Annotated in this window: 16 protein-coding genes; 11 read left to right on the top strand and 5 right to left on the bottom strand. The window is 70.9% G+C overall.

Annotated elements, in window-relative coordinates; translation table 11 throughout:
* Nucleotides 1–190 precede the first annotated feature (190 nt).
* From CACI_RS33240 to CACI_RS33195, 9 genes are all read left to right on the top strand, one after another.
* Nucleotides 191–4,573 carry an FtsK/SpoIIIE domain-containing protein gene (locus CACI_RS33240; RefSeq protein ID WP_143765479.1) on the top strand — a complete coding sequence of 1,461 codons (4,383 nt, stop codon included), beginning with the start codon at nucleotides 191–193 and terminating at the stop codon, nucleotides 4,571–4,573.
* Nucleotides 4,574–4,672: 99 nt separating this feature from the next.
* A complete protein-coding gene (locus CACI_RS33235) occupies nucleotides 4,673–5,026 on the top strand; it encodes a hypothetical protein (RefSeq protein WP_041540608.1) in 354 nt (117 codons plus the stop codon).
* A gap of 165 nt (nucleotides 5,027–5,191) precedes the next feature.
* Entirely contained in the window at nucleotides 5,192–7,186 is a 1,995-nt protein-coding gene (locus CACI_RS46405) for a serine/threonine-protein kinase (RefSeq protein WP_015795281.1), read from the top strand.
* 105 nt (nucleotides 7,187–7,291) lie between these two features.
* Entirely contained in the window at nucleotides 7,292–8,068 is a 777-nt protein-coding gene (locus CACI_RS33225) for a response regulator (RefSeq protein ID WP_015795280.1), read from the top strand.
* Between the two features lie 191 nt (nucleotides 8,069–8,259).
* On the top strand, nucleotides 8,260–9,237 hold the full coding sequence (locus CACI_RS33215) for a hypothetical protein (RefSeq protein ID WP_015795279.1): 978 nt from the start codon (nucleotides 8,260–8,262) through the stop codon (nucleotides 9,235–9,237).
* 89 nt (nucleotides 9,238–9,326) lie between these two features.
* A complete protein-coding gene (locus tag CACI_RS33210; protein ID WP_015795278.1) occupies nucleotides 9,327–12,728 on the top strand; it encodes a hypothetical protein in 3,402 nt (1,133 codons plus the stop codon).
* A 254-nt stretch (nucleotides 12,729–12,982) separates the two neighbouring features.
* Nucleotides 12,983–13,333, top strand: coding sequence for a hypothetical protein (locus tag CACI_RS51615; RefSeq protein ID WP_190276658.1), 351 nt, complete (start codon nucleotides 12,983–12,985; stop codon nucleotides 13,331–13,333).
* Between the two features lie 449 nt (nucleotides 13,334–13,782).
* Nucleotides 13,783–15,894: a CHAT domain-containing protein gene (locus tag CACI_RS50440; protein WP_190276657.1), complete on the top strand. Its 2,112-nt coding sequence runs from the start codon at nucleotides 13,783–13,785 to the stop codon at nucleotides 15,892–15,894.
* A 16-nt stretch (nucleotides 15,895–15,910) separates the two neighbouring features.
* Nucleotides 15,911–16,831 (top strand): toll/interleukin-1 receptor domain-containing protein, encoded by a 921-nt coding sequence (locus CACI_RS33195; RefSeq protein ID WP_015795275.1) that lies wholly within the window; start codon nucleotides 15,911–15,913, stop codon nucleotides 16,829–16,831.
* 19 nt (nucleotides 16,832–16,850) lie between these two features.
* Here CACI_RS33195 and CACI_RS33190 read toward each other — a convergent pair whose 3' ends face one another.
* Both CACI_RS33190 and CACI_RS51610 read right to left on the bottom strand, forming a co-directional pair.
* Nucleotides 16,851–17,456, bottom strand: coding sequence for an NUDIX domain-containing protein (locus CACI_RS33190; protein WP_223297321.1), 606 nt, complete (start codon nucleotides 17,454–17,456; stop codon nucleotides 16,851–16,853).
* Nucleotides 17,457–17,497: 41 nt separating this feature from the next.
* The gene (locus CACI_RS51610; RefSeq protein WP_015795273.1) at nucleotides 17,498–18,736 is read right to left on the bottom strand and encodes a helix-turn-helix domain-containing protein; all 1,239 of its coding nucleotides are present in this window, start codon (nucleotides 18,734–18,736) and stop codon (nucleotides 17,498–17,500) included.
* 75 nt (nucleotides 18,737–18,811) lie between these two features.
* Between CACI_RS51610 and CACI_RS50425 the strand changes: the two genes are divergently transcribed.
* The gene (locus CACI_RS50425; protein ID WP_015795272.1) at nucleotides 18,812–20,176 is read left to right on the top strand and encodes a hypothetical protein; all 1,365 of its coding nucleotides are present in this window, start codon (nucleotides 18,812–18,814) and stop codon (nucleotides 20,174–20,176) included.
* Nucleotides 20,177–20,264: 88 nt separating this feature from the next.
* On the top strand, nucleotides 20,265–21,497 hold the full coding sequence (locus tag CACI_RS53950) for a PucR family transcriptional regulator (RefSeq protein WP_015795271.1): 1,233 nt from the start codon (nucleotides 20,265–20,267) through the stop codon (nucleotides 21,495–21,497).
* Between the two features lie 129 nt (nucleotides 21,498–21,626).
* Here the strand turns inward: CACI_RS53950 and CACI_RS33170 are convergent, their stop codons facing one another.
* The 3 genes from CACI_RS33170 to CACI_RS33160 form a co-directional block, all read right to left on the bottom strand.
* Nucleotides 21,627–22,862: a sugar ABC transporter permease gene (locus CACI_RS33170; protein WP_190276837.1), complete on the bottom strand. Its 1,236-nt coding sequence runs from the start codon at nucleotides 22,860–22,862 to the stop codon at nucleotides 21,627–21,629.
* Between the two features lie 251 nt (nucleotides 22,863–23,113).
* Entirely contained in the window at nucleotides 23,114–23,902 is a 789-nt protein-coding gene (locus tag CACI_RS33165) for an ATP-binding cassette domain-containing protein (protein WP_015795269.1), read from the bottom strand.
* Nucleotides 23,903–23,967: 65 nt separating this feature from the next.
* The gene (locus CACI_RS33160; RefSeq protein ID WP_015795268.1) at nucleotides 23,968–25,053 is read right to left on the bottom strand and encodes a sugar ABC transporter substrate-binding protein; all 1,086 of its coding nucleotides are present in this window, start codon (nucleotides 25,051–25,053) and stop codon (nucleotides 23,968–23,970) included.
* Nucleotides 25,054–25,415 lie beyond the last annotated feature (362 nt).

Here is a 25,415-nt window from a genome sequence, read left to right as displayed (position 1 = left end):
GCGCCGGGTTTCAGCCGAACGAGGGTAAACCTGTGCGGTATGCGTCACTGCCCCGCTGGTTATAGAGCGGATCTTCATTGTCAACCTGTGGGTAACGCGGCGGACCGACCGAGCCTGGAACCCTAGACTTTCGCGCGGTTGCGTAGCGTCGTGCGCTGTAAGCGTTGAGAACAAAACTGGGTGGCAGGCGATGAGGTTCGTCCATCGGGACGCTGGGGTCGAACGCGATATGGAGCTGCGGCTCGGCCGCCAGGACGCGGTCGCCGCAGACCTGGCGGTCGCGCTCGGCGGGTACGGCGGCGCGGTGATGATCGACGGCCGGCTGACCCCGCCGGCCACGCCGTTGACCGAATCCGGGCTCGTCATGGGCGCCGAGGTGTCGCTCACCGTGGCGCCGGAGACCGACACCGGCACGATGTCCGACCGGGGCTTCGTGCTGCGCGTCATCGGCGGGCTGGACGCCGGGTTGTCCGTGCCGCTGATGCCCGGGCGCTACAAGCTCGGCCGCGGCGAGCAGGCGGACGTGCGGGTGGACAGCCCGGACCTGTCGCGCCTGCATTGCGAGATCGACGTCACCCGGGACGGCCTGGTCCGGGTCCGGGACCTCGGCTCGCGCAACGGAACCGACCTGAACGGCGAGCGGCTGACCGGACCGGCGCGGGTCGGGCCGCAGGACATCGTCTCCGCCGCCGGCCGCGTGCCGTTTCGCGTCCTGCCGGTCGCCGACCTCGGCCCGGTCCAGTACGTCAACCCGGCCCACGAAGCCGGCTCCGGCGGCACGCTGCCGTTCAACCGCGCCCCGCGCCTGGCCGCGTCGGCGGACGCCGGACCGGTCAAGCTGCCGCAGGCGCCCAAGCGCTCCAGCTCCCAGCCGATGCGGATCACCACGATCGTCGCGCCGATCATCCTGGCCGCCGTCATGGTCGCGATCCTCAAGAACCCCGCCTTCGCGCTGTTCGCGCTGTTCAGCCCGGTCATGATGATCGGCACACAGCTGGAGGACCGCACCCGCGGCCGGTCCGGCTTCCGGCGCGGGAAGCGCGATTACGCCGCGAGGCTCGCCGAGGTCCACGACGAACTCCAGGAACGCCGCGAGGACCAGGAAGACCGGCTGCGCGAGGAGTACCCCGACCCGGCCGAAGTCCTCTACCGCGCCTCGGTTCCCGGCTTGCGGCTGTGGGAGCGGCGCCTCGGCGCGGGCGACTTCCTGCGCCTGTCGGCAGGTCTGGCCGACCAGAACTGGGTACCGCCGGTCGACCATGGCCGCCGTACAGGAACAGATCAGGAGCCTGATCCAGCCATCACGGATGCCATCGCCAACGCCTCGTGGCTCAGCCAGGTCCCGGTCGCGGTGAACCTCGCCGACGGCGGCGTGCTCGGCCTCGAAGGCGACCGCGGTGCAGCGCTGGCGGCGGCCCGATCGCTGCTGTGCCAAGCCGTCGCCGAGAGCGGTCCGGCCGACGTCGCGGTCGCGGTCTTCGCCGACGACGACCGCAGCGCCGACTGGGACTGGACCAAGTGGCTGCCGCACGGCGCCGACCCGCGCTCGAGCGCCTCGCGCTATGTCGCCGTCGGCGCCGACCACTGCGAGACACTGGCCCGCAGCCTGCTCGCCGAACTCGCCGAAGCCAACGCCGGTCCGGGCGGATACGGCGCGGGACGTCCCGCCGACCCCACCGTCACCGGCATGCCGACGCTGCTGCTCGTCGTGGACGGCGCCACCCTGCTCGAAGGCCGTCCCTGCGCCCTGCGCGACCTGCTCGCCGGGCAGGCCGGAGCGGTCGCCGGGATCGTGCTGACCCGACGGCTGCCCGCGCTGTGCACCGAGGTCCTGTCGGTGTCGGCGGACGGCTTCGGTCGCCTGCACCGCGTCGCCTCCGGACAGCGCGTCGATGACGTGTTGATCGCCGGTATGACCCGGCAAAGGGCTCGCACCGTGGCTCGTTCGCTGGCCCGATTCGAGGACCCGGAAGTCAAAGCCGCGGGCGCCGGAATGCCGGACCGCGTGAACCTTCTGCCGCTGCTGCATCTGACCGGCACCCTGGACGCCGCCCTCGCCGACCGCTGGCGCACCACGGTCGGCACGCTGCGCGCCCGCGCCGTCCTCGGCGTCACCGACCACGGCGAGTTCGAGATCGACCTCGACGACGACGGACCGCACGGCCTGATCGCCGGCACCACCGGCTCCGGCAAGAGCGAGCTTCTGCGCACCCTGATAGCCAGCCTCGCCGTCGGCGCCGACCCCGAACACCTGACCTTCGCCCTCGTCGACTACAAAGGCGGCGGCGCCCTGGACGAATGCGCGCGCCTGCCGCACGTCGTCGGCCTGGTCACCGACCTGGACGAGCAACTCGGCGAACGCGCCCTGCGCTGCCTGGAAGCCGAACTGCGCCACCGCGAACACGCGCTGCGCGGCGTGGGCCTGAGCCATGTCCGCGACTACCAGCGGCTGCGCGACGCCCAACGCCCCGACCTGGAACCGATGCCCCGCCTGGTGGTCGTCATCGACGAGTTCGCCACGCTGGTCAAAGCCCTGCCGGAGTTCGTCGACGCGCTGGTCAGCATCGCTCAGCGCGGACGCAGCCTCGGCATGCACCTGGTGATGGCGACCCAGCGCCCCTCCGGCTCGGTCAACGACGCCATCAAGAACAACGTCAAACTGCGCCTGGCGCTGCGGCTGGAAAGCGGCGCCGACTCCACCGACGTCATCGACTCCCCGATCGCCGCGAGCATCGGCAGCCGCCAGTGGGGTCGCGGTTTCTACCGGGTGAGCGCCGGCGAAGTGCTCCCGGTCCAGACCGCGCTGTCCACCGGCATCACTCCCGTCGACAACGCCGCAGGCCGGCTGTCCCTCCTGCCCTTCAGGTTGACGTCGGGGGAGCGCGCCGGAGCCGTCGTCGCCCCCGAGCAGGCCGCCGCCGGGCAGCCGACCGACCTGGCCCGCCTCGTCGAAGCCGCGCAGCACGCCAGCTACTCCGCCGGCTTCGCCCAACCCCGGCGCCCCTGGCCGGACCCGCTGCCGACCGCCATCCCGCTGCACGAACTGGGACCGGCGGTGAAGGGATTGCAGACCGACACCGCGGGCCTGCCCGCGTACGCGCTGCTCGACGACCCGGACCGGCAGGCGCAGTACACGGTCGGCTGGGACCCGGCGGTCGGCAACATCCTGATATACGGCGGCGTCAACTCCGGGACCTCCACGGCGCTGTCGGCGCTCGCGCTGGCCGCCGCCGCTCCCGAAGCGCCCGATCGCCTGCACCTGTACGTCCTGGACCTCGGCTCCGGCGCCCTCGCGCCACTGCAAGGGCTGCCGCACACCGGCGCCTACATCGGTCCCGGCGACCGCGCCCGGCAGATCCGCCTCATCAGGATGCTGCGAGCCGAACTGAACACCCGCAAGGCCGGCGGCTCGGTGCGCGACCCCAACGTCCCCGGTCCGCCGCGCGTGCTGGTGCTCATCGACAACGTCGGGTCGCTGCGCTCGGAGCTGGAGAAGGACTACGGCGGGCTGAGCGTCCTGGACGACCTGGAGCGGGTCTTCGCCGACGGTCCGGCGGTCGGGCTGTACATCGCGGCCACCGGCGACCGGCTCGGCGCGATCCCCAGCGCCTGGGGCGCCCTGAGCAGGCAGAAACTGTTGCTGCGCCTCGCCGACGCCGCCGACTACGCGAACTTCGACATCCCGCGCCGCGCCGTGCCCGCCGCCGTGCCGGGGCGCGCCGTGGTCGTGGCGACCCGCCAGGTCGTGCAGATCGGCTACCCCGGCGCCGACCTGGCCGCCGCCGTCGGCGCGGTCGCGCAGCGCTGGACCGGGGCGCCGCGCACCGCGAACAAGGTCCGGCTGCTGCCCGAGGTGATCCCGATCGACCGGATGCGCCGTGCCGGAGTCGCCGCGACCACCGGCGGCGAGCCGTGGTCCATCCCGGTCGGCTTCACCGACAGCACCCTGGCAGCCGCCGTGCTCCGGCTGCACGAGCACGAACACGCCCTGATCGCCGGGCCCTCGCGCTCGGGCCGCAGCAGCGCATTGGTCGCCATCGCGCACATGGTGCTGACCGGGGCGGAGCCGCCGGCGCTGGTGGCGTTCGCGCCCCGGCGCTCGCCGCTGCGCGACCTGCCGCCGACGGTCATCAGCTGCACCGAGTACGCAGAACTCGAACGTTCCCTGGACGCCGCCGGTGACCGGGCACTCCTCCTGGTTGACGACGCCGACACCGTCACCGACACCCTGGGGGTCCTCGACCGGTTCATCGCCAAGCCCGGACGGCACGCCATCGTCGCCGGGCGCAACGACGGCGTGCGCAGGCAGTTCGGGCAGTGGACGCAGCGGATCCGGGAGGCCCGCTGCGGAATCCTGCTGGTCCCGGACCACGATCACGACCACGACCTGCTCGGCACGCCGCTTCCGCGCCAGCACCGGATGGCGCCGCTGCCCGGCCGCGGCTACCTCGTCTGCGACGGCACGATCGAGGGCGTACAACTTGTGTTGTCAACGCCCGGTGATTTCTCTAACGACCGTGGTAGCGCGGAAATACAGCGCTCGTTAGACGACCGGACAACTGGATGGGCCTAGCGTTCTACTCGTACCGCCGAGGAACTCCACGGCGTACCAATAGCCACCTGGCGGGCCTGTCCAAGCAGGTCCGCGGACGTACCAAGAAAACGGAGCACCATGATGAGTGACGGCGGCACGGTCAAGGTCACTGCCGAAGCGCACCTGCACATCGGGCAGCTGCTGAACCTCCTCCAGGGCCCGCTGGGCGATGTGCTGTCGCAGATCACCTCGCACGGCCTGGCGCTGACCGACCCCGCGGTCTGGGAGGGCCCGGCGGCGTCGATGTTCAGCAGCACCATCTGGCCGGCCGCGCAGTCCCAGCTGGACTCGGTGCGCGGCACGCTGATGGAGCTGCAGCAGCAGGTCGGCGGCATACTCAGCAACGTCACCTCGGCCGGCAGCGGCCTGCCGGTCGTGGGCCAGCTGCCGGTCGTCGGCGGCCTGGTCGGCGGCCTGACCCAGGGCCTGTAGGACCCGGCCTGACCCGCCGGACGGAGCGAGCGAGCGGACTGAACTGAACAGCAAGCACCCACCCGGCGACGGCGGTGGCGTGGCGGCACGGAAAGAGCGTGCCGCCACGCCGCCGCCTCGTCGTGTTTTCTCGCGGATGTCGTGGAACGGACAGGAACGCAGGTCATGACACGCCACAGTGGTTCGACGGGTACGACGGGTACGACGGGTACGGCGCCGAAGGTGAATCAGGCGTCGGAGACGCCCGAGCACGTCCCGGGATACCGGGACTTGACGCGCATCGGGCACGGCGGTTTCAGCGTGGTCTACCGCGCCGTGCAAGAGTCCTTCGACCGCGACGTCGCCCTCAAGCTGCTGACGATTGTCGGCCCGGACGAGGACACCCGGCGCCGGTTCGAGCGCGAGGTCCGGCTCGCCGGCCGGCTCAGCGACCACCCGCACGTGGTGACCGTGCTGGACACCGGGACGACCGCCTCGGGCCGGCCGTATCTGGCCATGGACCTGTACGACGGCGGGTCGATGAAGCAGTGGCTGCAACGGCGCGGCCGGCTCAGCGGCGCGCAGGCGGCCGGGGTCGGCGCGAAGATCGCCGACGCGCTGCACGCCGCGCACGCGCTCGGGGTGCTGCACCGGGACGTGAAGCCCAACAACATCCTCATCTCCCGCTACGGCGAGCCGGCGCTGGCCGACTTCGGGGTCTCGTGGCTGCTGGACGCCAGCAACTCCAGCTCAGTGCTCGACGTTTTCTCCCCGCAGCACGCCGCGCCGGAGCTGATGACGCGCGGCGTGCCGACGGCCTCCTCCGACGTGTACGCGCTCGGCTCGACGCTGTACGAGCTGATCGCCGGCCGTCCGCCGTTCGGCGCGCCGGGTCAGGACGTGCGCCGGACCATCTATCTGGCGCTCAGCGAGCCGGCGCCGCGGCTGGAGTGCCCGGATCTGCCGGGGCTGCCGGAGGTCATCGGCCGCGCCATGGCCAAGGAGCCCGAGGACCGGTTCCCGGACGCGGCCGCCTTCGGGCGCGCGCTTCGAGCCCTGATACCCGACGGCCGCTCGGCCGCGCTGGTGATGGCGGATCCGATGGCGGTGGAGTTCCCGGCTGTGATCAACCCGTCCCGGTCGGCTGACGCGACCGACGCGATGGACATGTACGCCGGCGACCACTCCGATGACTACGCCGATGGCTACTCCGACGACGACGAGTACATCTCGCCTCCGGACGACACCATGGTCCGGCCGGACCGGGTGGACGCCGACGCCCCGATCCCCGGTCCGCGCACCGGCAGCGGTCGGCGCCGCCCGGACGATCGGCGCGGCTTCGACGATCGGCGCGGACCGGACGCCGCCCGCAATCGGCGCGGCGGCCAGGGCGGTCGCGGCGACCGGACCGCCGTCGCCGCCGGGGCGGGCGACGAGGGACGCGGGATCGGCAAGCCCATCGCGCTGGTGGCGGTCGTCGCCCTGGTCGCGGTCGGCGCGTGGGTGCTGGTGACGTCGCAGGGTTCTGGCTCTTCCCCCAAGGACGCCACCGCCGCACAGACGCCGAGCGCGACGGACACCGGATCGCCCGGCGCGTCCTCAGCCGTGCAGAGCACGCCCACCGCCACCCCGACGCGTTCCAGCTCCAGCAGCTCGCCGTCGGCGACCCGGCACACGTCGAGCTCCGGGACGCCGACGCACACGGTGACCACGACCGCGGCCTCCTCCAGCGCCGCGCTCCCGCCGCCGGTCACCACTTCGCCGACCGGACCGCTGCTGCCGGCGAACTACCATCGGTTCCAGAACTCGGGCAGCGGGGACTGCCTGACGCAGCCCAGCGGCTCCGCTGCGGCGGCGCACCAGGGCTGTGTGGACAGCAAGACGCAGGGATGGGAGTTCACAGTGCCCCTCACCGGCATCCTCGGGGCCGTCACCGGCCAGGAGGAACTGGTCAACGGAGGCACCAGCGACTGCCTGACCGGGGGGCCCGGCGGGGTGAGTGTGAAATCGTGCAGCGGGAGCCGGACGCAGCTGTGGTCGAAGACCGGCGGCTCCGGCGGCTCCACGCAACTGATGAACGCCGTCGACGGCATGTGCCTGAAGACTTCGGGCGGGTCCGTGGCGGAGGCGGCGTGCGACGGCGATCCCAGTGAGTTGTGGTCGGAGGACGGAAACGTCTGAGGATTTCACCGGGTTGCCAACCACCGAGCATGCATGGTCCGGTAACGTCGGGGTACAGCGAGTGCGGCGACGGACGCCGGTGAACAGAAGGCGGCGGGACGCGGGATGGTCAAGGTTCTGATCGTCGACGACCAAGTGTTGATCCGCGCCGGGATGGCGGCCATACTGCGCGCCGCCCCCGGCTATGAGGTGGTCGGCGAGGCGTGCGACGGCGTCGAGGCCGTCACCATGGCCGCGCTCACCGAGCCCGACGTGGTGCTGATGGACATCCGGATGCCGGACATGGACGGGATCGCCGCGACCCGCGCGATCCTGGGCTCCGGGCGGGAGAACCTGCCGCGCATCCTCATCCTCACCACCTTCGACATGGACCAGTACGTCTATGAGGCGCTGCGCGCCGGCGCGGACGGCTTCGTCCTGAAGGACACCCCGCCCGAGCGGCTGCTCGCGGCGCTGAAGGCGGTCGCGGACGGGGACACGCTGTTCTCCTCGACCGTGACCCGCCGCCTGGTGCAGGCCTACGTCACGGCCACCGGGCTGGACGGCGAGCCGCAGGGCCCCGGACCCGGCCCGGGACCCGGACCGGTGGCGACGCCGGCGCCGGGCCTGGTCCCGCGCTCGCGGCGTCCGGACGGTCCCTCCTCTGCCGAACGGGCCGCCCTGGCCGCGCTCACCACGCGCGAGACCGACGTCCTGCGGCTGGTCGCCACCGGCCTGTCCAACGGCGAGATCGCCGAACGGCTGGTGGTCAGCGAGGGCACGGTGAAGACGCACCTGAACCGCGCGATGGCCAAGCTGAACCTGTCCAGCCGGGCGCAGGCCGTGGTGCTGGCTTACGAGTCGGGTCTGGTGGTGGCGGGGCAGCCGCAGCCCCAGGTGTAGCGGCACTGGTCTGGACCCTTACAAGATATGTGGTCCCCCTGCCCTACTCTGTGGAATCGCAACACGCAACCCTGCCGATAACGCCTCGACGCAGCCGCTGTGGGCATCAGAATATTGGTGTCCCTCGGCACGGGTGTCCGAGGACCGGGGGGCGGCGCGCCGCGCCGGTTTCGCGAGATGGGGGTACGAAAATGGTCAATGGTCTGATATCGAGGTCTCGCGTCCAAGGCGCCTACGCCCTGGCCGGTGTTCTTCTGGTGGGTTCGCTGGCGGCGTGCGGGGGTGGGAGCAGCAAGAGCACGGCGGCCGCGCAGACGTCGGACGCCGGGTCCTCCGACTCGACCTCGGTCGCCGTCACCACGTCCTCGCCGAGTCCCACGGCCATGAGCTCGGCGGCGTATGCGCAGAGCCTGACGGCCATCAGCGGGCAGCTCGGGCCGGACTTCCAGGCGGTCGTCACCGCCGAGACGCCGGACGCCGTGAAGTCCGCGCTGACCAAGCTGTCCGCGGACGCGCAGGCGCTGTCGGACAACGGGGTGCCCAACGATCCGCCGGACGCGCTGTCCGCACCGAACGGGAAGCTGTCGCGGGCGCTGGCCGACCTGTCGACGTCGGCGGACACCACGGCGAAGGACGTCGGGACCGAGGTGTGCACCTCGGCCTCGGCGCTGGCGGAGTTCACGCGCTCGGCCGGCGCCACGGGCCTGCGCGACGTCGCCACCTCGCTGAACTCCGTGGATCCCACCTACGGCAAGGCCCTCGCGGGCTTCCTGCCGGCGCCGATCGCCGACCAGAACCGGCAGCTGGGCAACGGGCAGGTACTGCGGCACTCCTCCGGCCCGGGCTCGCTGACGATCAACAACTCCGGCACCGACGCCGTGGTCACGCTGACCAAGACCGGGACGAAGACCCCGGTCGCCTCGGTCTACGTCCGCGCCAACGCCAAGACGACGCTGAGCGACATCCCGGGCAGCGTCTTCGACATCTACGTCACCTCCGGGCAGGACTGGGACAGCGCGGCGCAGAAGTTCACGCGGCAGTGCGGGTTCACCAAGACCGACTCGACGTGGGACTTCAGCGACTCGGACTGGACGCTGACGCTGACCGAGCAGGTCAACGGCAACCTGTCGGTGTCGCCGCTGAACCCGGGCGACGCGCCGAACCCGTGATCGGGCTGGGGGATTCCGGCGACACCCCGAGTGGAAACAACGTGCACTGACTCGGCACAGGCCGCGGGCGGCAGGACGGTGGGGACGCGATGAGCTCTTGGACACTGCGCGGCGCTTTGGCCGACCGTCGCCGCACCCTCGGCGCGGCGACGGCGGTCGTCCTGGCCGCCGGCGTCGGCCTCGGGGTGTGGGGCTGGTCCGGCGGCGGCGGTGGCGGCGCGGCGAAGGTCGGGGCACCGTCGCAGGTCGTCGCGCCGCGGACCGGCTTCGTCGTCTCCTACTCCGCCGCGGCCTCCCGCCTGACCGGTCTCGATACCGCGGACACCGTCGACCAGGTCCGCGACTGGATCCGTACCGCGCTGGCGGCGCACCTGGGCATGAGCACCTCGGCGATCCGCGACGCCTCCTACGACACCCTGCCGGTCCGCGACCAGGGCTTCACCGACCTCGCCGACCAGCAGGTGGGCCCGGGGCGTGAACTCGTGGACACCAGCGGCGTGCTGCATCTGCTGGTCCCGCAAGGCGACCGGTATGAGAACCGCACCGTCGGTCAGCTGATGGACCAGTACCGCACCGACCACGGCGCGGACCCCTCGCTGGTCCAGATCCACCACTACGCGATCGACCAGTCCGCGCAGACGGTGGACGTCACCGCCGACCAGATCAGCACGCCCGACCAGGTCCGGACCGACCACGGCTACGTGAGCATGCCGGTCGGCAGCGTGGAAGACCTCTCCTCGTTCCTGGCCAAGACCCAGTCGCTGTCCCAGCTGTCGGTGAAGGACGGCGTGGTCTGGGCCGACGGCTGGTCCTGGCCCGGGGTGCCCTCGGTCCCGATGACCCTCGACGATGTCAGTGTTCTGCAGAACGGCTACGAGGCGGACGCCGGCGGCACCGGTCCGGCGCCGGGCTTCTCGCTGGATCCGCTGCGCGTCACGAAGGTCGGCGACATCCAGGCGATGGCGCCATCGGTGAGCCCTGACATCGCCGCGCGCATGGTGTCCAACGATTGGAGCGGCTCGCCGTTCGGCGCCGCCTCCGACGTCCGGGACCAGATCGAGAACGAGCTCTACAACCCTTCCGCCGACCAGGCCGCGCTGATGCCGCGGATCGGCCTGCCGACCGACCGCACGCAGCTGTGGGCGCTGGACCAGTTCCTCAACGGCCAGACCACGATGAGCCAGGAGCGCTACGACGGCGGGCTGGCCGGGACCGCCGTCGGCGACTCGCTTGCCTACGTCGACTACGTGACCAAGAACTGGGTCGCCGGCGTCGGGCTGGGCGTGCCGACCCAGGCCGTCGGCGGCTTCATCGCCGACCCCGCGGCCGTGACGCCGTGGAGCGAATGCCCGGGTCCGAACGATCCGACGTCGGAGGCCGGACGGCTGTGGTTCGGCCGCAACGACGACGCGTTCTCCTCCACCAGCGATCACATCGACGTCGGCGCCGAGGCGGCCCGGCTGTTCGTCCGCGACGACGGGCAGAACGGCGCCGAGGTCGAGCCCAGCTACGCGTTCGGGCGGGCCCTGCAATGGTGGGACGTGCACCAGCAGGACATCGAGGACTACGAGCCGCAATACCAGCGCCTGGACCAGATCATGCGCTGGAGCGGTGCCCTGGAGTGGCTGACGCACGAGGGGTCGCAGCTGCTCCCGGTGGAGGCGGGGTCGCAGATCCCCGCGCCGGTCTCGTTCAAGGACTGGTACGCCTCGCACAACGAGCTGCGCGAGCGGGCGCCGATCGCCTTCGTCACGCCGCCCTCGGCGAAGCAGGAGGCGCTGATCGTCAACCCCAGCCGGGACTTCCAGGACTGCGGGTTCGTCGAGATCGAGGGCGGGGTCTCCCTCAGCGACTACTATGCCCGCACCGATGGCCAGGACTACCAGCCGGCGCTGCCGACCTCGGTCACGCGCGCCGGGCTGTTCGATCCGAAGTCGACCTACGACGAGGCCTCCGGGACCGGCGAGATCAGCAGGCTGTCGATCGACGACTCGGGGAAGGTCTCCGAACGCGTCGACCGCACGCTGGCGATGTCCGGCGACGGCGACACGGCGACCGTGGACGTCAAGGCGTCCGGACGCAAGGTCATCCCGCTCGGCGACGTGAAGGTCTGGCGCTCCTCCGACTCCAACCGGGACCTCGGCTACAGCGTGCGCGCCTCGGGGCACAGCGTGCACGAGGACCTGTCGTATCAGGGCCAGGACTTCGGCTCGCTCGACACCACCGACACCGCGAACATCGTCACGGTCCAGTGGCGCTCCGGCATCGCGGACAAGGCCCGGCGCGCGCTGACCTCCATCCAGGCGAAGCTGTCCAAGGGCGCGACCAGCAAGGTCCCGACCGCGTCCGACGGCGTGCTGTACCAGGTGAAGACCTCCGACGGCACGGTCAAGGACCGCCTGGGCGGACCCGGCCAGCCCTGGCTCGGCGTCAGCACCAACGTCCCGGCGGCCGCGGACACCCTGGCGTTCCGAGTCGGCGGACCGGACCCGAAGACGGGCACGGCCTCGTTCATGGACGGCAGCTTCACCGCCGGACCCGGACCGCCCCCGGACGGCAGCTATCTCAGCGTCCTGCCGCCCTCAGGAGGCAACGCCGCGATAGCCGCCTTCGTGGGCCCGCCGGACCACAAGGACCAGACGGTCACCGTCAGGACACTGAGCGGCCAGACCGCCCAGGTCACCGAGGACGGCGCCACCGCGCAGGCCCTGGCGAGCGACCCGGTCCTCGGCCTCAACGGCGCCTCCGAAGGCGCCGCCCTCCTCCGCGACTTCCCCAAGATCAAGCAGCTGCTCCTCGAAGCAGGAAAGGTCAAGGACGGCACCCTGCACGCCACAGCCCTCGGCGACGACGGCGCCGCCCTGGCAGCAGACGACGGCACGCTGATCCTCGCATCCCCCGGCAACGCCATCACCAACCGCGTCCTCCGCGCCCTCGGCCCAGACACGAACGGCACAGCCGTCTTCGACATCCTCAAGCAACACCAAGGCATCCCCGACGACATCGAACAAGTCGACACCACCCCCCTAACCCCCACCAGCACCCCCACAACCATGTTCCTCGGCACCGTCCTCCGCATGCCAGGCATCGACGGCGTCTACTTCAGCCCCGCCCTCCGCACCGCACTCCACCTGGCAAACGGCCCGATCGTCCCAGAGTCCCTCCCACCGACAATCCGCGTAACAGTCGTCCCAGTCTCCATCGGCCACGACCCCCGAGCCGACAGCACAACAGCCCAACCAGACATCCGCACCTACGAAGGCGCCCAATGGCGCCTAGCCAGCACCGCCGGCCTCATCCACGCCACCGGCAAATCCAGCTGCCCACCCTTCACCGGCGGCGGCGGGCTGGTGAACGTGCCAGGCGCCAACGGCAGCGGAACGCCGAGCCCATCGCCATCACCCTCGCCGACCACACCGTCGACCTCGCCGGCAGCCCCAGGCACAATCCTGCTGATCAGCCCGGCAGGCAAGGCCCAACCCGTGTGCTGAGGCGAGACAAAGGACGACCGTGACCGAGAACTACATCCTCGACGGCAACGAGCCACTTGCGAAGGCCCTGGAACGGGCACGGTCGGTCGCGCGGCAGGCGATTCGGGCGCGGGCGGCTGGTGGCGGTGCGACCACGGCAGCCAGAGCCGGCGCTGGGGCGGGGCAGCCTGGTGGCAGTGAGGCTGGAGCTGGCACGAGTTCGGTGAGGGCGGCAGACATCGCAGCCGGAGCTGGCGTCGGCGCAAGGAAGTCCGGTGGCAGTGAGGCTGGAGCTGGAGCTGGAGCTGGAGCTGGCGCGAGTGCGCGGCAGGCTGCTGGTACTGCGGCTGGAGCTGGCGAGACCAGCGGCAGTGCGGCTAGCAGGGGCGTGGGTTCAGGGGCGGCGGATGGCGCGATCAAAACTGGCGCCGTTCCGGACGAGACTGGCGACAGTGCAGCTGGAATTGGCGCGAGTTCGGTGCAGGCGGCGGGGATCGCGGCGGGAGCGGGTGTTGGCGCGGGGCAACCCGGTCGCGGTGCGGCTGGAGCTGGTGCAGGTGCGGTGGAGGCGAGTGGCGCAGCCGGAGCTGGTGCGGGCGAGGCTGGAGCCGGCGCGAGTTCGGTGAGAGCGACAAATATCGCGGCCGGAGCTGGCGTCGGTGCGGGGCAGCCTCGTGGCGGTGCGGCTGCGGCTGGAGCCGTCGCGAGCGCGGTGGCGGCGGTTGATGTTGCTTATGGCGTCGTGCTGGCGTTGGTGGGTGTTGGTGATGAGGCGTTGTGGGGGTTGATTGCTGCGGAGCATGTGGGTGTTGTGCGGGCTATGGGGGTGTTGGCGGGGGCTGGTTTGCGGTGTGAGGGGTATCTGGGCGCGGGGCGGGTGCTGGGGTCGGGGGCGCGGGTGGCGTTGTTGCTTGAGCGGGCTTTGGTGCGGTCGGAGTCGGGGTTGCATGATGCTGCGGCGGCTGATGCTGCGGAGGTTCGGGGGGTTGTTGCGGGTGATTCGGGTGCGGAGCTTGAGATTGGCGATCATGCTCGGCTGCGGCGCGTTGAGGGGTTGGCGGCGCATGATCGCGGTGTGGCCGATCGGTATTTGAGTGAGGCGCGTGCGGTTTTTGAGTCCATCGGCGATGCGGCTTCGGCGGCTGTTGTCGAGGCGGATTTGCGGCTGCTGCGGGCGCGCGATGGGTCCGAGGAGGCTGTGGCGGCGATTCTTGCCGAGGATGCCGGCGCGATGACCTCGGTGCCGCGCGCGTTGGCCCGTGCGTTCGCGCTTAGGAATCGGCAGCGTTATGAGGAGGCGCTGCAAGTTGTCGTGGCGACGCTGGCGCGCGATGACCTCGACGACGCCCTGCGGCTGCCGGTGCTCGAGGAACTGGTCGTGCTGCTGGTCGCGCTGCGGCGCGGTAAAGCGCTGAAGGCTATCAGTGCGGAGCTCGCGACGACCTTGGTGGGGGTTGGCGGTGCGGCGCGGGGGAGCGAATCGCCGGCTGCGCGGTTCGTCGGAACGCTGCTGAACAGCCTCAGCCTGCTCGATCGTGGCGAGACGGAGCGGGCACGGACCGAGCTGGATGCGATCCGCGCGCTCGCCGCCTCGGACCGGGATCGTGCCTACTGGCATCTGGCGTCCGGCGAAGTGGGGATCGCGGCGTTCAAGCGTCGGAAGGGGGAGGCGGATCTCGCCGAGGCGGTGCGGGATCTGAGTGCCGCGTTGGAGTACGCCGCGCCCGAACCGCTGCTCGAGATCCGTATCCGGGCTCTGCGACAGCTCGGCGAGGCGTACGAGTTGCTGAAGCAGCCGGAGCTGGCTTCGGATTGCTGGGCGCGCGCCCACGCGCTGGAGGAGGACCTGGTCGCGCGGCAGGTCAGTGACGAGATCCGCGCCACGCTGCTGGAGGACATCCCCACCGAGCACGACGAGCGCATCCGCGTCGCCGCCGACCTCGCGCTGACCGGTCCCGCGGGTGCCTCGGCGGCCACGGCCGTCGCCGCCGCGATCGTGGCGATGGAGTCGGCACGCGGCGCCGCGATCCTCGGCCGCATCGCGCCCGACGCCGAGCGCGCGCTGCGCCGGCTCCCGCATCCCGGCGACGGCGCCGCCGCGTGGCGGTGGCTGCGGGGCATCGCCGACGCCACGGCCCGCGACGAGGCGATCTGGATCATGCACGCCCGCCCCGAACGCGTGCACCACGGCATCATCGGCCGCGACCTGGCGCACCACATCGACCTCCCGGCGAATCGCAGCACGCTGGAGAAGCTCGTCAAAGCCCTGCGAAGGGAGTGCAACGAATTCCGGCTCGGTCAGGCCGAGGGTCGAGAGCGTGTCTCCCAGCTGATCGAGCAGCTCGGCGCCGAGATCGGGGTCGAGACGGTGCTGGGTCTGATGCCGCGGCGGATCAAGCGGCTGGTGGTTGTCGCGGGGGGCGTGCTGTCCGATATTCCGTTGGCAGCGCTGCCGATCAAGGACGGTCCGGACGGCGAGCCGGCGCCGATCGTCTGCCGCTTCGCGGTGTCGGACCTGCCGTGTCTGTCGGCGCGTCCGCTGCTTCGGCACAGGTCTGCGGGCAATCGGGGTGGCAGAGCACTGATGATCAGTGCCTTCGACGCCACGCCGGAGGGGTTCGAGCGCGAGCTGAAACAGAAGGCATATCGGCGTGTGCGGATTCTGGGGCACGGTCAGACCGATCCGAGGGATGCCTCGCAGACCTGGCTTCAGTTTGCGGGCAAGAACAAAGATCAGCGTGACGGTCGGATCCAGCCGGCACGCTTCCAGCAAGCAGATCTCCAAGCATGCGGGACCCTGATCCTCGGCGCGTGCGAATCAGGCATGGCGCAGCGCGTAGGCCGCGATGAGCGCACCGGCTTCGTCCGCGCCGGTCTCCACGCCGGCGCCGCCTCGGTCGTGGCCGCGCGATGGATCGCAGAGGTCTCCATCACCACAGTCCTGCTGGACCGCTTCGAGAGCTATCTGCGCTACCTCCCGCGCGACGTCGCGCTCCGGCGCGCGCAGCTCGACGTCCGCGACGGCCGCGTGGCGCCGAACGCGGCCGTGCCGGACCCAGGGCATCCGGCCTGGTGGGCGTGTTGGACTCTGTACGGGGATTCAGGGCATCAGGTGAAGGCGCCTATATTGCGAGCGTCGGCCCGTCGGCCGGCGCAGTTGATCCGCCGCCTGTTCCGTACGCCTTGAGACCGAATGAGAGAACATGCCGCATCATCCCGACGGCCGCGGTCCCGCGGTCTTCATCTCCTACGCGACAGCCGACCGCACCGAGGTCCTGAAGTTCCACCAAGACCTCCTGGAGCGCGGGATCGACCCCTTCCTCGACATCATGGACATCCTCCCGGGCGACGACGTCGTGATGAGCATCAACGGCGCCCTGGAACGCTCGGACTTCTACGTGCTCGTCTGGTCCGCGGCGGCACGCGACCGCTACTGGGTCAACAGCGAGATCTCCGCGGCGATGGTGCTGGAGCAGCGCCGCGCGCGCCCCTTCGTCTTCATCGTGCGCCTGGACGACAGCGAACTGCCGCCGGTCCTGGCTCCCCGCCGATACCTGGACGCCTTCGGCGGACGCCGACAGGCCGCCGCCGAGCAGCTGACGGCGGTCTGGACGCGCGACCGCGCGGTCGGCACCAAGGTCCTGCCCGCACCCGCGCCGGTCCGCGAGCCGTCCCCGCGCGACGAGCACGAGCAGCACGAGCAGACCATACACATCTACGCGCGCAACCAGTCGCTCCAGGTCTCGCACGAAGTCCGGATCCCCGTGGGCGCCACATCGCGGCAGCTCGTCGCCGCGCTCAGCGAGCAGCTGGCGCTCCCGACGGAGGCCTCGGAGTACGGAGGGGCAGTAGGCGTTCGCTTCAGCTACCGGTATCAGCACGCCGGCGAGCTCTTCGCCGAGGACTCCGACGTGGTCCTCGGACTCACCGAGGGCGATGTGGTCGACATCGAAGTCGTCGTCGAGCCCTTCGGCCCGGACGGCGCGCTGGCGGACCCCGTCTCGTTCCTGCCCGGACGGGACTACGCGATCCCGCCGGAAATGATCCGCGAGTTGTGCGAAAAGGCTATCGAGCACTTGCTCGCCGAGGACCCGGACGACAATCAGCACTCTGACGATCAGTAAGAGCTCTGCGACGCCGCATCTACAGCTCCCGCAGATGCTTAAAAGACATCAGCGCATACGCGCTCCCGGCATGCCGGATCTGCCCCGACCACACCAGCTCCAGCGCCTGCTCGAAGGACAGCCAGCACAGCGCCATGTCCGCCTCGCCGCCCTCGCGCGCGGCCTCGCCCTGCGTCAGCTCCTGGGCGACGAAGACATGGTCGACATGGTTCGTCAGACTGTCGGCGCCGTTGACGGCTCCGAGCGCGACCCAGCGTGCGGCGCGCAGCCCGGTCTCCTCAGCCAGCTCGCGGCGCGCGGCGGCGACGGGGCGCTCGTCGAAGCGCTCGATGGTGCCGGCGGGAAGGCGCCACTGGACGCCGCCGTGCGTGTAGATCCATTGGCGGGTCAACAGAACGCGCCCGTCCTCCGCGACCGGCAGCACCGTCACCGAGCCGGGAGTGGCGACGTGGTGATAGACGTCCGCCGCGCCGTCGGGACGGATGACAGCATCCTGACGTACGTCGAACCAGGGCGTCGCCAAGACCACGACGCTGTCCAGCCGCCGCCAGTCGGTCGTCTCCGCAGCTTCGGCTATCTCGGCGACTGTGTTGACTTCTATGGCTGGGCTATCGGTCGCGTTCACTCCGCTACCAGTCGCCGCACAGCGTGCGCTCCTCTCGCTCATCAGGCGCGTCGCGCGCCGACGAGCGCCTCATCGAGGCTGGTTCGCAACTCTCGCAGGGCACGGACATTGTGGTGGCGCATCAGAGCCCGCGACAGCCCGCGCAGCTCGGCGTTGGCGCCCGCAGAGCGCACCAAGCTGGCGTCGTCCAAGACGCGAAGCGTCACAGCCTGCATCTCCTCGAGTTCGCCGGACGCCTCATAGGCGAGCGCGAGCCGCGCACCGAACAGCGCGCGCGAGCGATGCGCCTCAGCCGGTGTCCGCTCCAGAGCGTCGGCCAGGAACTCGCTGGCGCGCTGCGGACGTCCCAGGTCGTAGTGACACCAGCCGGCTATCGCGTTGTCCAGCCCGCCGACAGTGACGGAGCCGACCACCGGCTCGTCCTGCGCGAGGCGTTCGGGATGGAGCAGATCGCGCGCGTGGGCCAGCGAACTCAGGCAGCGCGCGTGGTCTCCGCGTATCGCAAAAGCCTGCGCCTGGCGGTGCGCGGCCAGTCCGCGGCTGCGCGCTCGGGCCCGCGGATCCTCCAGCACGCGCTCGGCCAGTTCCATCGCGGTCACCGGATCCCCGTCGTACAGCGCCAGTTCCGCCTCCCGCACCAGCGTGTAGACGGCGAGGTCGGCGGCTTCGGCGCGGGTCGCCAGATCCGCGGTGCGGCGCGTCCAGGACAGCGCGAGGTCCAAGCGCCCGGCTTCCTGGCACATCCAGCCGATGAACTCGGCGTAGCGGGCTGCCAGCAGGTGCAGCGGTGAGGCCGACGTCGTCGAGGTCTGCGCCAACTCCATCAGGGTATTGAAATCGACGATCAGCCGCCGCAGCACCAGTTCCGGCGGCAGCTGCTGGCTCAGCCGGCGGTGCCGGTCGAACTCGTCGCGGTAGTGAGTAAGCAGCCGCTGGTCGTCGGTGTGGTCGCGGCCGGCCATCGGCGGCAGTCCCAGCGGGACGGCCAGCGCCTCGCCGAAGGCGACCAGCTCGCCGCCCCAGTCCGGCTCGGCGTCCGAGACGGCCGCGACGCCGGATCCGCCCCGGCGCCGCGGCTCTTCGGGCACCAACGCGACCAGGTCTCCGTCGGCGCCCAGCTCCACATCGACCAGGATGGCCAGCCGGCGGTTGGCCGGCAGCCGCCCGGTCTCGATCTTGCTCAGATAACCCTTGTCGTAGTGCACGCGGTCAGCCAGACCGGCCAGCGACAACTCGCGGCGCATGCGCAGGCGGCGCATCTCGATCCCGAACTCGGACACGTTTCCACCATAACCAGCGTTGAGCTTGTAAAAGGGGTCTGAGACCCGTTCGGTACAAGGTTGCGTGTTGTGTGTATGGAGCCAGGACGCGAGCACATCGACGACTACGACCAGGCCGAGGCGGCCGCGCGCGTCGCGGAGGCCCAGCGGCTGATCGCCGATTATCAGGACACGTTCAAGGGGACCTACTCCGACCTCTTGACCGCCTTCAGCCAGGAGATGCCGGATCCGATGCTGCAGCGCCATCTCCTGCCGCCGCCGGCTTTGCGGGCCCGTCCCACCATCGACGACTACGACCACGACCTGGAGCGCCTCGGCCACCCGGCCCACGACGCCTTCGGCCACTTGCGCGACCTGGTCCTCATCGGCCTGCGGGTCGGCACGATCAGCGTCGAGGACCTCTACAGCCGGGTGCGTCCGGCCCTGGTCGCGCTGACCGTCCTGCTGGACGCCGGAACCGGGGACGCCGCGTCGGCGCTGGCCCGGCGGATCCGGCACGGCGCCGGACGGGGAGTCGCAGACTGGACCGAGGCTGTCGTCACCGTCGACGCGTGGCCGGGAAGCATTCGCAGCCTGCTGAAACAGCAACCGCAGCCCGGGGACGACATCCCGGTCCACGCCTTGCTGGGCTTGGACGAGCATCTGTGGCGCGGCGCCAACATCCTGCTCGCCCTGGCGCCGCCGGAGACGCTGCCGCACATCGCGGCCGACGCGGCGCCCATGGGCGCGACCGGCGCCATCGTCGGGGAGCCGCACGCCGTCCGCAACGCCCGCGCGCTCGTCCGGATCGCCGGTCACGCCCCGCTGTCCCGGCCCGTCGTCGACTACGCGCTGCGCCCGCAGACCAGCGCGCGCGTCCGGATGGCGCTGGCCGGGAACCCGCTGACGCCGAACGCCGTGCTCGTCAGGCTGCTGACGTACGCGGGCCGCGAGCCGGGCGTCGCCGCCGCGATCAGCCTGCACGAGTGCACCTCCCCGGCCGTGCGGCTCGCCGCGTACCGCGAAGTCCGCGATCCCGCCGTCCGGGAGCAGGCACGCGAGGCACTCCAGCGCGACGCCGAGGTGGTCCGCCAGGTCCAGCTGATCGCGTCGTTGACTGCCAAGGACGTGCCGTTGATGCACGTGCTGATCCGGGACGCGGATCCGGAGCTGCCGATCGCGGCCCGCCTGTTCGCCTACGCGCACGTCGCGCGGATGTCAGGCATCGAAGTCGTGTGGACGTTGGAGATGGAACGGGCCGGCGCGCTGGAGGCGATGCATCCGGCGGTGCGGGCGTCGATGGAGTCTGGATCGGTCGTCCCGTTGCTCGAAGCGGCGGTCGCCGATCCCTATCGCGGCGTGGATCAGGATGCTGTCACTTCCGTCGCGATGCTGCGCCGCGAGGAGGCGCTGGACCGGCCCTTCCCGTGGCAGGAGGCTGTCGGAAACCAGCCACGTTAGGCCGCCGGGTGGGCAGAACCGCCCACCTAAGAGTGAGGATCTGCGATTCGTCCTGTCAGCAGACCGCCGCCGCACTAAGGTGCGCCGTGTGGAGATCGGGAGCTCGCGGCAGGAGTACGACGAACAGAAGTTGGCCGAGCTGACGATGCTCGCCGCTTTGATGCTGGAGCGGGCGGAGGAGCTCACCGAGACGGTGGTGACGCGGGTCTACAAGCAGTTCCCTGTCTACGCCGGCATGGTCAGCCGCGAGATGTTGCGGGCATCAGTGCACGATCACGTCGTCTCCGCCTTCGATCCGATGGCCCGCAGCCAGAAAGCCGACCTGCGCGCCGCCGGACCCACCGGCCGCGTAGGAGCCGCCGACGGCATCCCGCTGACCGTCGTGATGGACGGCTACCGCGTCGCCTTCCGCGTGGTGTGGTCGGCGATCGTGGAGACGGCACGCGGGATGGGGATGTCCTCCGACGCGTGCCTGGACGCCGCGACCATCTTGATCGCGTCGCTGGAAGCCTTCACCCGCGAGATGTCCACCGGCTACCGCGACGAGCTGAGCCGCCAGATCCGCAGCGAGGAACAGCGCCGCGCCGCGGTGGTCCAGGCGCTGCTCGAAGGGCGCCTCGCGGACACCAACCTGTGGGAGGCCGCCGAACAGCTGCGGCTGCCCGCCAGCGGTCCGTTCGTGGTGATCGCCGCCCGCGTGCCGGCGATAGGGCGGCACGCGCTGCCGCACATCGAGCAGGGCCTCGGCGTCCTCGGCATCGACTCGGCCTGGCGGCTGATGCACGACGTCGAGATCGGCGTCGCCGCGCTGCCCGGACCGAGCGCACAGCTGGACCGCCTGGTCACCGCGTTGCACGTCGGCGAGGGCGCGCGCGTGGGCGTGTCGCCGCCTTACGACGACCTGCGCTCGACGTCGCTGGCGTTGCGCCTGGCCCGGATCGCTTTGCACGGCGCGGCAGAGCGCCGCCGCGTCGTGGTGTTCGGCAGCGATCCGCTGTCGGCGGTGGCGGGCAGCGCGCCGGACATCATGCCGCGCGTGGCGCGCGGAATCCTGGCCGGGCTCGAGGAGCTGCCGATCCAGGACCGCACGCTGCTGCTGGACACCTTCGGCGCCTGGCTGGACGCCGACGGCTCGGCGGGGGAGGCCGGACGCAGGCTGTTCGTGCACCCGAACACGGTGCGGAACCGGTTGCGGCGGCTGGAGAAGCAGACGGGGCGCTCGCTGTCGAACCCGCGTGCCATCGCCGAGCTGATCCTCGCCTACGAGATCGACAGCGGGATTCGCGCGGCGGTGGCCGAGGCTGCCGCGTCGCCGGCGTAGCAGGGGTGGCGAGTGGCGATACAGCGCCGCGCAGCCCGCGGATGACGCGGACTGCGCGGCGGTGAGGCCGATATTCGTAACTGTGTATGGCGCGAGCTGTCGTTACTGGTTAGCAGCAGGCTGCGACCGCTAAACGCGACCGCTCGCCTTCTGCGTCCGCCGCGCCACGGAGTCGATGACCACCGCGGCCAGCAGCACGGCGCCGGTGACCATGAACTGGATGCTGTTCGACAGGCCCTGGATGTTCATGCCGGACTGGATCGAGCCGATGACCAGCGCACCGAGCAGCGCCGACCAGGTCTTGCCGCGTCCGCCGAACAGGCTCGTGCCGCCGATGACCGCCGCGGCGATCGCGTTCAGCAGCAGGTTGCCGCCGCCGGAGGTCTGGGAGGCGGACTCGATCTGGCCGGCCAGGAACAGACCGCCGACCGCGGCCATCAGGCCGCTGATCATGAAGACCGTGAGCCGGATGAACGGCACGCTGATACCGGCCCGCCGGGCGGCCTCGATGTTGCCGCCGACGGCGAAGATGCGGCGGCCGTAGACCGTGCGGCGCAGGATGAAGTCGCCGACCACGATGAAGATCAGGAAGATCAGCGGCGCCAGCGGCAGGCCCTTGTACTGGTTGAACACGTAGGCCGTGAGGAAGGCGACGATCGCCAGCAGGACCACCCGCGCCGCGATCTCGCCGATCGGCGGCGCCGGGATCCCGGCCCTGACCCGGCGCGCCCGGCCGTACAGGGCCACCAGCGCGTAGAGCACGACCGCGATGATCGCGGCGCCGTACGCCGCGGCGAGTTGGCCGTAGATCGTGTTGTAGAGCTTGGAGACGATGCCGTTGTTGGGCAGGTTGACGGTGCCGGTGGAGCCCAGAATGTTGAGCATCAGGCCGTTCCAGCCCAGGTTGCCGGCCAGGGTGACGACGAACGCCGGCACGCCGATCCGGGCGAAGAAGAAGCCGTGGACGAACCCGGTCCCGGCGCCGGTGGCCAGGGCCAGCAGCAGCGCCAGATACTGGTTGACCCCGTTGTTCACCGACTCCACGGCGAACACCGCGGCCGCCAGACCCGACACCGAGCCCGCCGCCAGGTCGATCTCGCCGAGCAGCAGCACGAAGACGATGCCCAGGGCGATCATCCCGGTGCCGACGATCTGCTGGGAGAGGTTGGACAGGTTCTGCGCCGACAGGAATGTGCTGTTCAGGGCGTAGAACACGATCCAGATGATGATCAGCGCCGCGACCACCGGCAGCGAGCCGAGCTCGCCGCCCTTGAGCCGGCGCACGAACGCCGCCCAGTAGCCGGCCAGGCCGGCCTGTTGCTGCAACAGCCGCGGGTCGGCAGCCGAACCGGCCGCCGGGACCATCGTCTCGACGATCTCCCGGACGACCTCCCTGGACTCCCCGGTCGCCTTCGCGGCCTGCGCCGTGGCCTCCGCCGGGGTGGCGCCGGCGGCCAGGAGTTCCTCGACCTTGCCGGTGACCGACTGGGGGCTGCCGACCGGTGCCCCGCGCTCGTCGGCGGTGTCGCCGGCGCCGGACAGGCCGAGCGGCGCGGCGTCCTCGCCGTGCTCGGAGCCGCCCGGGCCGCCCGGGTCGCCGGGGTTCGGGTTCTGGCTCATTGCTGTCCCTCCGAGTGCCGGGCCGCCCGCCTGGTGACGGCGTTGTCGGTGGCGCCGGTGATCGCCGAGATGATCTCCTCCTGGGTGGTCTGGTCCCGCTCGAAGATCCCGTTGTTCCGGCCCAGCCGCAGGACCACGATGGTGTCGGCGACGGCCATCACGTCCTCCATGCTGTGGCTGATCAGGATCACCCCGAGGTTCCGGACGCGCAGCCGCTCGACCAGGTCCAGCACCTGCGCGGTCTGCTCCACGCCGAGGGCCGCGGTGGGTTCGTCGAGCAGCACCACCTTGGGATCGCCGATCAGCGAGCGGGCGATCGCCACGGTCTGCCGCTGGCCTCCGGACAGCGAGGCGACCGGGATGCGGACGCTGGGGATGCGGATCGACAGCGTCTGCAGCAGCTCCCGCGAGCGGCCCTCCATCGCGATCTCGTCCAGGACCCCGGCCCGCCGGATCTCGCTGCCCAGGAACAGGTTGCCGACCACGTCCAGGTTGTCGGCGAGCGCCAGGTCCTGGTAGACGGTGGCGATGCCGAGCTTCTGGGCGTCGTGCGGTCCTTTGATGCCGACCGAGCCGCCCTGCCAGACGATGTCGCCCTCGTCCGGCTGGTTCACCCCGGCGATGGTCTTCACCAGGGTGGACTTGCCGGCGCCGTTGTCGCCGACCAGGGCGACCACCTCGCCGGCGTGGACCGATAGGTCGACGTTGGTGAGGGCCTGCACGGCCCCGAACCGTTTGGAGACACCGCGCAGTTCCAGCACGGGTTGCGAAGTGGTGTCGGGCATGGGCGTACCTCCGCGTGGCTCGGGGCTCGGTGTTCTGCTGCTCTCTGGCGGCGACCCGGGAGGGATCAGCAGGTGATGCCGATCTGCGCGGCGGTGTACAGGCCGTCCTTGACGACGGTGGTGCACATGTTCGTCTTGTCCACGACGATCGGGGTGATCAGCTTGGACGGGACCACGTTGCCGGAGCCCGAGGTCTGCTTGTCCGGCAGCAGGTCGTTGCCGGGGGTCCGGCCCTGCGCGAACTCCACGGCCACGTCGGCGGCCGCGGTGGCCTCCGGCTTGTACGGCTTGTAGATCGTCATGGTCTGCGTGCCGGCCTGGATCCGCTGCAGCGCGTCGAGCTGGGCGTCCTGGCCGGTCAGCGGCACGTGCAGGTTCGCCGCGCTCAGCGCGGTGGCGATACCGGCGGCCATGCCGTCGTTGGCGGAGTAGACGCCGTGGATGTTCGGCGCCCCCAGCGCGGTGATGGCGCCGGCCATCTCCTGGTTGGCGGTGTTCGGGTCCCAGTTCGGGGTGTCGTACTCCTTGCCGATCTTCACCTTGCCGTTGAGCACCGAGTGCGCGCCCTGCTTGAACTGCGCGGCGTTCGGGTCGGTGGGCGAGCCGTTGATCATCACGATTTGCTGGGTGGCGGCGTTCGAGCCCAGCGCGGCCAGCAGCGCGGTGCCCTGCAGCTCGCCGACCTTCACGTTGTCGAAGGAGACGTACGCGTCCACCGGCCCCTGCGCGAGACGGTCGTAGGCGACGACCTTCACGCCGGCGTCGTGCGCCTTCTGCACGGAGGCCTGGATGGACTTGGAGTCCACGGCGTCCAGGATCAGGACCTTGTCGCCCTTGGTCAGGGCGGTGTCGACCTGGGTCTGCTGCACCGTGGCGTCCTGCCCGGCGTTGTAGTAGTCGACCTGCACGCCGGGCATCCGGGCCTGGAGCTCGGCCTCCAGCAGCGGCTTGTCGAAAGCCTCGTACCGGGTGGTCTTGGACTCCGGCAGCAGGATGCCGATGCGGACGCTGGAGTTCGAGCCGGTCGCGGTGCCTCCCGAGGAGCTGGACTTGTTGCTCGATCCGGCACTGCCGCATCCGGCGGCGGCCGCGGCCAGCAGGGCCGCGGCGAGGACGATACCGGCGGTCCGGGCCGGACGCAGGTGCTGCATGGTGCGCTCATTCCTCTCGCGGCCACCGGTGGTTCGGCGGCCTACTGAAAACCCACTAGAGATCCTTTTAGGGGTGGGGCGCCAGTTGGAGAGGGCCATAAGGGTTGTTCGCGCGGCGCGGGTGGCGGGTGGGTGGTTGCGGGGGTGGGGGTTCGGAAGTGTGTGCGATCGTGCGGGTGGGGCGGGCTTGCTTGGGCGTGTGCGTGTGGTGGCGCGCTTGCGCTTGCGTGCCTGGTCGGCCGGGGTGGCAGTCGGCTCGCTTGGTTTGCTTGGTCTGGTCGGTGCGCTCGGTCCGCTCGGTTCGCGCAGTTTGCTCGGACCGCCCGGTCTGCTTGCCTCGCCCGGATCGCTGGGGGAGCGCT

The organism is Catenulispora acidiphila DSM 44928 (assembly GCF_000024025.1).
GTDB classification, from domain to species: Bacteria; Actinomycetota; Actinomycetes; order Streptomycetales; family Catenulisporaceae; genus Catenulispora; species Catenulispora acidiphila.
The sequence above is the reverse complement of the archived record's forward strand: the minus strand, read 5'-3'. Positions and strand labels throughout refer to the sequence as shown.